Below are 6,422 nucleotides of genomic sequence, written 5' to 3'. Positions count from 1 at the left end.
CCAAGAGCGCTCGCGACATTCTGCAGAAGGTCATGCGCGCGAATCGCCGCTTAAGTTCCAAGAAGAACGAAACGCCACACTAGACACACTTTTCCTGCCATCAAGCCCGGGGCCAGTAAAGTGTCCCAATGGGACACTTTACTACAGCAAGAGCATGGCGCTGTCAGAGCCCTACCGACCAAGTGTCCGAGTCGGACACTTGGCTGCTCAAGTATCCTTTGCTCAAAGGACTGCTTATTTTTTATACCCATATGGGGTGTAATCGTTTCCCTGCTGCAATTCTGCTGCACTAAGTGCTGCAAATTCCGGTAAAATGGAGCAACCAAGGGTATAGTAACCACCTGATTTTATTGAAAACTCCGTGCGGAACAAGAGACTTGCACCTAACTTGTAATCAGGGGGTAGCGAGTTCGATTCCTGCCGCCGGCACCAGGATTTACGGGGTTTCCAGAAATGGAAACCCCGTTTTCCGTTCTATGATCAGAAAAGCACTACCACACTCAGCGGGTACCAATCATGGAATCACGCCTCACCGAACTGGAAATCAAGGTTGCGCTGCAAGAAGACCTACTCGACGCGCTCAATCTCACCGTCACCCGCCAGCAGGAGCAGATCGACCTGCTGCAGGAACAGCTGCGCCACCTGTACCAGCTGCACCAGGGCGCCAGCCAGGACGACGCCGTCGGTTCACCGCGCGACGACATTCCGCCGCACTACTGAGCCGCCTCCCTCACTGCGTCGCTCCGCTTGCGGCCAAGGTTGGCCGCAACGGCGCCGCGCCTGCCGGAAACACCGCATGAGCACACCCCGCGCCTTCATTACCACCCTCGCGCCGCAGCTGGCCGGCCTGAGCTGGGCCATCGGCGGCAGCACCCTGCTGCAACAGCTGGGCCTCGTCGACGAGCCGCACGACCTTGATCTGGTCACCACTGCTGAGGACTTCGCCGCCGTCAAGGCGCTGCTGCTGCAACACGCCAGCGACATCACCCCGCCGCCGCACCCGCTGTATGCCACCCGCCACTTCGCCCGCCTGCAGACCGCCGACGGCCTGAACATCGACCTGATCGCCGGGCTGGCGATCCGGCTGGACAAGGGCCAGTTCCAGTGGCCGTTCGACGATGGCGCCGTGTGGCAGGCGGACGGCCTGAACTGGTGCATGGCGGAGGACTGGGCGCTGCTGTACCGGCTGATGGGCTACAGCGAACAGACCGAGGCGCTGGACGAATGGCTGGACGAGCACGGCGTCGCCCACCCGCAGCGCATCGCCGCCAACCTGTTCGCCGGCTACCCGGAGAAATACCTGAAGCCGGCACCTCACTGGTGGCCGTGGGAAGAGTAAGCCCGCCCCGTTTCACGTGAAACAAAACATTGCGGCCAACCTTGATCCAAGGTTGGCCGCAATGTTTTAACGCCTGAGTTTAAAGGCTTAGCGCTTGCCGGCCGCCTCTTCGCGGCGGCGCTTGGCCTCTTCCAGCAGGTAGACCTGGTAATCGTCCAGATCGCCCTCAAAATCGCTGACCCCGCCGCGCGACACCATCCAGAACTCATCGCACACCGCGCGCAGCAAGGCGCGGTCGTGGCTGACCAGCATCACCGAGCCTTCGAACTCGTTCAGCGCCACGCTCAGCGCCTCGCGGGTGGCGAGGTCCAGGTGGTTGGTCGGTTCATCCAGCAGCAGCAGGTTCGGCCGCTGCCACACGATCATGCACAGCACCAGCCGCGCCTTCTCGCCGCCGCTCATGCTGCCCACCGCCTGCTTCACCATGTCGCCGCTGAAGTTGAAGGTGCCGAGGAAATTGCGCAGACCCTGCTCGCGGCAATCGTTGGCCGACGGCCGCATCGCCGCCGGCGTGTCGCGCGCCAGGCGGAACATGTGCTGCAGCGGATCGTCCTCCGGCCGCAGCACGTCCAGCTCCTGCTGCGAGAAATAGCCGATGTTCAGCCCCTTGCCGCGGATGATCTCGCCGCCGACCGCCTGCAGCGCCTCGGCCACGGTTTTCACCAGCGTCGACTTGCCCTGGCCGTTGGCGCCGAGAATGCCGATGCGCTGGCCGGCCAGCACGGTGCGGTTCACGTTGCGCACGATCACCGTCGGCGGCGTGTCCTCCGGCGCGCTCTCCGGTGCCGGATAGCCGAAGGCCGCGCCGGTCATCGACAGCATCGAGTTCGGCAGGCTCATCGGCTCCTTGAATTCGAACTGGAAGTCGGCATCGGCCAGCACCGGCGCGATCTTCTCCATCCGCTCCAGCGCCTTGACGCGGCTCTGCGCCTGCTTGGCCTTGCTGGCCTTGGCCTTGAAGCGGTCGATGAACTTCTGCAGGTGGGCCATCTTTTCCTGCTGCTTGGCCTGCGCCGCCTGCTGCAGGATCAGCTGTTCGGCACGCATGTCCTCGAACTTGCTGTAATTGCCGCCGTAGCGCACCAGCTTGGCATTGTCGACGTGCAGCGTCACCGTGGTGACGGCGTCGAGGAATTCGCGGTCGTGGCTGATCACCACCATGGTGCCGGCGTACTGCTTCAGCCACGCTTCCAGCCACACCAGCGCGTCCAGATCCAAATGGTTGGTCGGCTCGTCCAGCAGCAGCAGGTCGGACGGACACATCAGCGCGCGCGCCAGTTGCAGCCGCATGCGCCAGCCGCCGGAAAAGCTGTTCACCGGCTGCTGCAGCTCGGCGACGCTGAAACCCAGGCCGAGGATCAGCGCCTGCGCCCGTGCCGGCGCGTCGTGGGCGCCGGCGTCGTTGAGCGCGGTATAGGCGTGCGCCATGCGCATGTAGTCTTCGCCGGCCTCGGCCTCGGTCACCTCCTGCTGCGCGGCGAGCAGGGTGGTGTCGCCTTCGACCACGAACTCGGTCGCCGTCTGCGCCGTTTCCGGCATGTCCTGCGCCACCTGCGACATGCGCCACTGCGACGGGATGGACACATCGCCGCCGTCTTCGTGCAGCGAGCCGTTCAGCACCGCGAACAGCGAGGATTTGCCGGCGCCGTTGCGACCGACCAGGCCGACTTTCTCGCCGGGATTGAGCGTCACCGACGCGTTGTCGAGCAGGACTTTGGTACCGCGGCGCAAGGCCACGTTTTTCAGAATGATCATGAGGAAGCGCCGTGCGGCGGCGGGAACAGGTTAGGCCGCGACCGGCGACAAGGCGGGAAGACGACAGGCAATGCGGCCAACGTTGGCCGCACCGGAACAAGGCGCCGCCGCATGCTGCAAAGCAATAAAAACGGCGCGGCGCAGATGGTAACACGCCCCCTGCCCGCGCGCCGGCCTGTCCATAAAAACAGTCGCTTATGACGGGGAACAGCAGCAGGCCTACAGGTCGGCAATCAGCGTAATGAACTTGCGCCGCCGCGCATACTGCTGGCGGATGGCGGCCAGACCGGTGGCAAAATCGGCCGGCGCCTGCACGCGCTTGAGCCGCTGCAGCAGTGCGTGGGCGTCGCGGTAAAAGCTGTCGCCGCTGTATTGCAGCGCCTTGTCCAGCAAGACCCCGTACAGGCGGACAGCCAGTTGCGGATGGCCGGCCTCGAACGCCCGCGCCAGCTCACGCGCGGTCACCTCGCGGAACTGCCCCTGCTGCCAGAGCTGCGCCGCCTCGTCGAGCGCGCCCTCCGCCAGCAGCAGCTGCAGCCGTTCATCCATCTGGGGCGGCGCGCCGGGCCCGCTTGTTTTTGCCTCCCGCTCCAGCAGCACCGCCTGCGCCCGCTGCCGCCAGTGCGGCCAGTCCGCGGCGGACAGTTCGCGCAACTTCAGGTAGTACTCCGCACCCCGGTACAGCAGGAAGCACTGCCAGTAGCGCTGCAAGGCCTCGCCGGTCAGCCCGTCCGCCTGCAGCCACGCCGCCAGCGTGGCCAGCAGCCCGCGATCGCCGGGGTAGACGCGTACATACTGCTCCAGCTGGCGGAGCGCTTCGCGCTGCTGCCCCAGCCGGTACAGCAGTTCGACGTGTTGCAGACAGCGGTATGCGCTGCCCAGATCGCGCGCGCTGACGGCGATCTGCAAGGCCACATCGCCACTGGCACAGGCCAGTGCCGACAACAGGCGGTCCAGCGGCGCCTGCTGCCAGCGGTCGCGCCCCGTACCCGGCGGCACCTGCGGCAACTTGGCCCAGTCGCGCTGCACCCGCCGGATCAGCGCCGCCAGATCGTCGGCCTTCAGCGCCTGCAACACGCCGTGCGCCTCGTAAAAACCGTAGTCGTCCGCCAGGCAACGCTGGTACACCAGCTTGACCAGCGCCTCGCCCTGCAGGCCGCCCTGCGCCAGCGCCGCCTGCCAGATGCCGATCACCCGGTGGACGGCCTCGCCGATGCCGCCATCGGAGTCGTCCGCCTGTTCCATCACCCGGATCAGGCGCTGCGCCGCCCAGTCCGCCAGCGCCGCCGTCATCGCCGCCTCGCCGCGATCCAGCAGCCGCTGCAGGGTGTCCACCACCGCCGCCACGCGACGGCGGTAACGCCCGGCCGCGGCATAGTCCATGAAGCGCGGCCGCCCGATCAGCTTGTCCAGCTGCTGGCGGAGGGTCTTTTCGTCGGCGGACAGCTCGCTCAGCCACAGCAGCAGCTGGCGTTCCACGTCCTTGTCCTGTGCGGCCAACGTGAGCAGCCACTGCTGCAACTGTGCCGGCGGCTGTTCGGCCAGCCGTGCCGCCAGCGCCGCCGCGGGTGGTTTTGCCACGGGCGCGGCAGGCTGCGGTAGCGCCCCGCCGTCGAGCCGGCCCAGACTGTCCAGCCAGGCAAAGGCGGTCGCCACCACGTGCTTGCAGGTCTCATCGTTGTCGCCCATCGGGCAATCGCACTCATGCTCGCTGTCCCGGCTCAGCCACACCCGGTAGCGGTGGCTGCCGCGGACCATGGCCTTGACCTCGTCCGATGTCACCGCCGACAGGCTGACCTTGCCCGCCCTGAAGTAACTCACCCCACGCTCGAAAATGGCGTCGCCCGCCTCCTGCAACAGTGTTTCCAGTAATGCCGCCATGCCATCCATCCCGCAAATCATGCAATAGCCGTCATTGTGACAGCGCCAGCGCGACCGTCACAGCCCACACGCGCCTACAGCGGCAGCGCGTGGGTCAGCTTCACCGTCTCCATCGGCACCTCGGTTTTCACGCTCTGCACGCTGGCGATACGCGTCAGCTGCTCGGCGTGAAACTTGCGGTACGACGCCAGATCCTGCGTCACGATGCGTAGCAGCGCGTCGCACTCGCCGGCCATGATGTGGCACTCCACTACCTCCGCCATGTCGCGCACGCTGGCGATGAAATGGTTGGTGGTGTCCGCGTCCTGCGCCTTGAACCACACCCGCGCGAACAGCGACAGCCCGGCGCCGACCTTGGCCCCGTCCAGCACCGCCACGTAGCGCTTGATCACGCCGCGCGCCTCCAGCAGCTTCACCCGCCGCAGGCACGACGACGGCGACAGACCGGCGGCGCGCGCCAGCTCCACGTTCTGCAAACGGCCGTCACGCTGCAGCGCGTGCAGGATACGGCGATCAATACTGTCCAGCTTTACGACATCCACTGCGGCAATCTCCTGAAATATTCGCAGCCGATTCTATTTCAAGGCCACCACCCGCGTCACAACACAACCCGATTTCAGCGCGAAAACCCTAGAATTTTCGGCAGTCACACGCTGTTGCCCTCCGGCAAGCACCCCGCCAATCTGCTAGAAAGAACACCTATGCCCAGCGATACTCTGCTGCTGTTTGCCCTCACCGTCTTCCCGCTGGTGTGCAGCCCCGGCCCCGACATCCTGTTCGTCGCCTCGCAAGGCCTGAGCGGCGGCCGCGCTGCCGTGCGCCGCGCCACGCTCGGCATCCTCGCCGGTTACAGCGTGCACGCGCTGCTGGCCGCCTTCGGCATTGCCGCGCTACTCAGCGCCTGGCCGCCGCTGCTGCACGCCATCCGCTGGACCGGCCTTGCCTACCTGCTGTACCTGGCATGGCAGATGTTCCGCGCCGCCAGCCGCCCCGGCAGCCTGCAGCTGGACAGCCGCCCGGTACACGGCCTGTTGCGCAAAGGCCTGCTCACCAGCCTGCTCAACCCGAAAGGCCTGCTGATCTACCTGTCCATCCTGCCCAACTTCATCCGCCCCGGCACCAGCGTGGCGACGCAGGCGCTGCTGCTGTCGGGCATCTTCATTGGCTCCTGCGCGGTGGTGTACAGCGTGATCGGCTACAGCGTCGCCGGCATGGCCGGCAAGGGTCGCTTCAGCGACCGCAAACGGCGGCTGGCGGAAGCGACGGCCGGGGGATTGCTGCTGCTGGCAGCGGGGAAGCTGGCGAGTTGAGAATTGCGGCCAAGGTTGGCCGCAATCCATCCACCTTAAGTTAGTGTCAACTGCGAGCGGGACAGACCAACCAGATAGGGGCCTGTCCGAATTTTTGTGTAAACGGGGTTTCAAATCACATCTGAGGAATGCGTTCC

Annotated in this window: 6 protein-coding genes; 3 read left to right on the top strand and 3 right to left on the bottom strand. The window is 65.6% G+C overall.

Going from position 1 to position 6,422, the window contains the following annotated elements:
* The first annotated feature begins 516 nt into the window (after window positions 1-516).
* The gene (locus tag IE083_RS15100) at window positions 517-720 is read left to right on the top strand and encodes a SlyX family protein (protein WP_189354861.1); all 204 of its coding nucleotides are present in this window, start codon (window positions 517-519) and stop codon (window positions 718-720) included.
* 76 nt (window positions 721-796) lie between these two features.
* The gene (locus IE083_RS15095; RefSeq protein ID WP_189354860.1) at window positions 797-1,339 is read left to right on the top strand and encodes a hypothetical protein; all 543 of its coding nucleotides are present in this window, start codon (window positions 797-799) and stop codon (window positions 1,337-1,339) included.
* Between the two features lie 87 nt (window positions 1,340-1,426).
* Here IE083_RS15095 and IE083_RS15090 read toward each other — a convergent pair whose 3' ends face one another.
* From IE083_RS15090 to IE083_RS15080, 3 genes are all read right to left on the bottom strand, one after another.
* Window positions 1,427-3,094, bottom strand: a complete 1,668-nt coding sequence (locus IE083_RS15090; RefSeq protein WP_189354859.1) for an ABC-F family ATP-binding cassette domain-containing protein — start codon at window positions 3,092-3,094, stop codon at window positions 1,427-1,429.
* A gap of 219 nt (window positions 3,095-3,313) precedes the next feature.
* Window positions 3,314-4,975: an SWIM zinc finger family protein gene (locus IE083_RS15085; RefSeq protein ID WP_189354858.1), complete on the bottom strand. Its 1,662-nt coding sequence runs from the start codon at window positions 4,973-4,975 to the stop codon at window positions 3,314-3,316.
* Window positions 4,976-5,049: 74 nt separating this feature from the next.
* Window positions 5,050-5,517, bottom strand: coding sequence for an Lrp/AsnC family transcriptional regulator (locus tag IE083_RS15080; RefSeq protein ID WP_189354857.1), 468 nt, complete (start codon window positions 5,515-5,517; stop codon window positions 5,050-5,052).
* 159 nt (window positions 5,518-5,676) lie between these two features.
* Between IE083_RS15080 and IE083_RS15075 the strand changes: the two genes are divergently transcribed.
* Window positions 5,677-6,285, top strand: coding sequence for a LysE family translocator (locus IE083_RS15075; RefSeq protein WP_189354856.1), 609 nt, complete (start codon window positions 5,677-5,679; stop codon window positions 6,283-6,285).
* The last annotated feature ends 137 nt before the right edge of the window (window positions 6,286-6,422 follow it).

The sequence above is a fragment of the Vogesella fluminis genome, from assembly GCF_014652335.1.
Classification (GTDB): domain Bacteria; phylum Pseudomonadota; class Gammaproteobacteria; order Burkholderiales; family Chromobacteriaceae; genus Vogesella; species Vogesella fluminis.
This window is presented reverse-complemented; position numbering and strand designations above follow the sequence as displayed.

Bases quoted from the DNA above. Each gene is read 5' to 3' on its own strand.
- IE083_RS15100 (WP_189354861.1), top strand. From the start codon at position 517: ATGGAATCACGCCTCACCGAACTGGAAATCAAGGTTGCGCTGCAAGAA.
- IE083_RS15095 (WP_189354860.1), top strand. From the start codon at position 797: ATGAGCACACCCCGCGCCTTCATTACCACCCTCGCGCCGCAGCTGGCC.
- IE083_RS15090 (WP_189354859.1), bottom strand. From the start codon at position 3,094: ATGATCATTCTGAAAAACGTGGCCTTGCGCCGCGGTACCAAAGTCCTG.
- IE083_RS15085 (WP_189354858.1), bottom strand. From the start codon at position 4,975: ATGGCGGCATTACTGGAAACACTGTTGCAGGAGGCGGGCGACGCCATT.
- IE083_RS15075 (WP_189354856.1), top strand. From the start codon at position 5,677: ATGCCCAGCGATACTCTGCTGCTGTTTGCCCTCACCGTCTTCCCGCTG.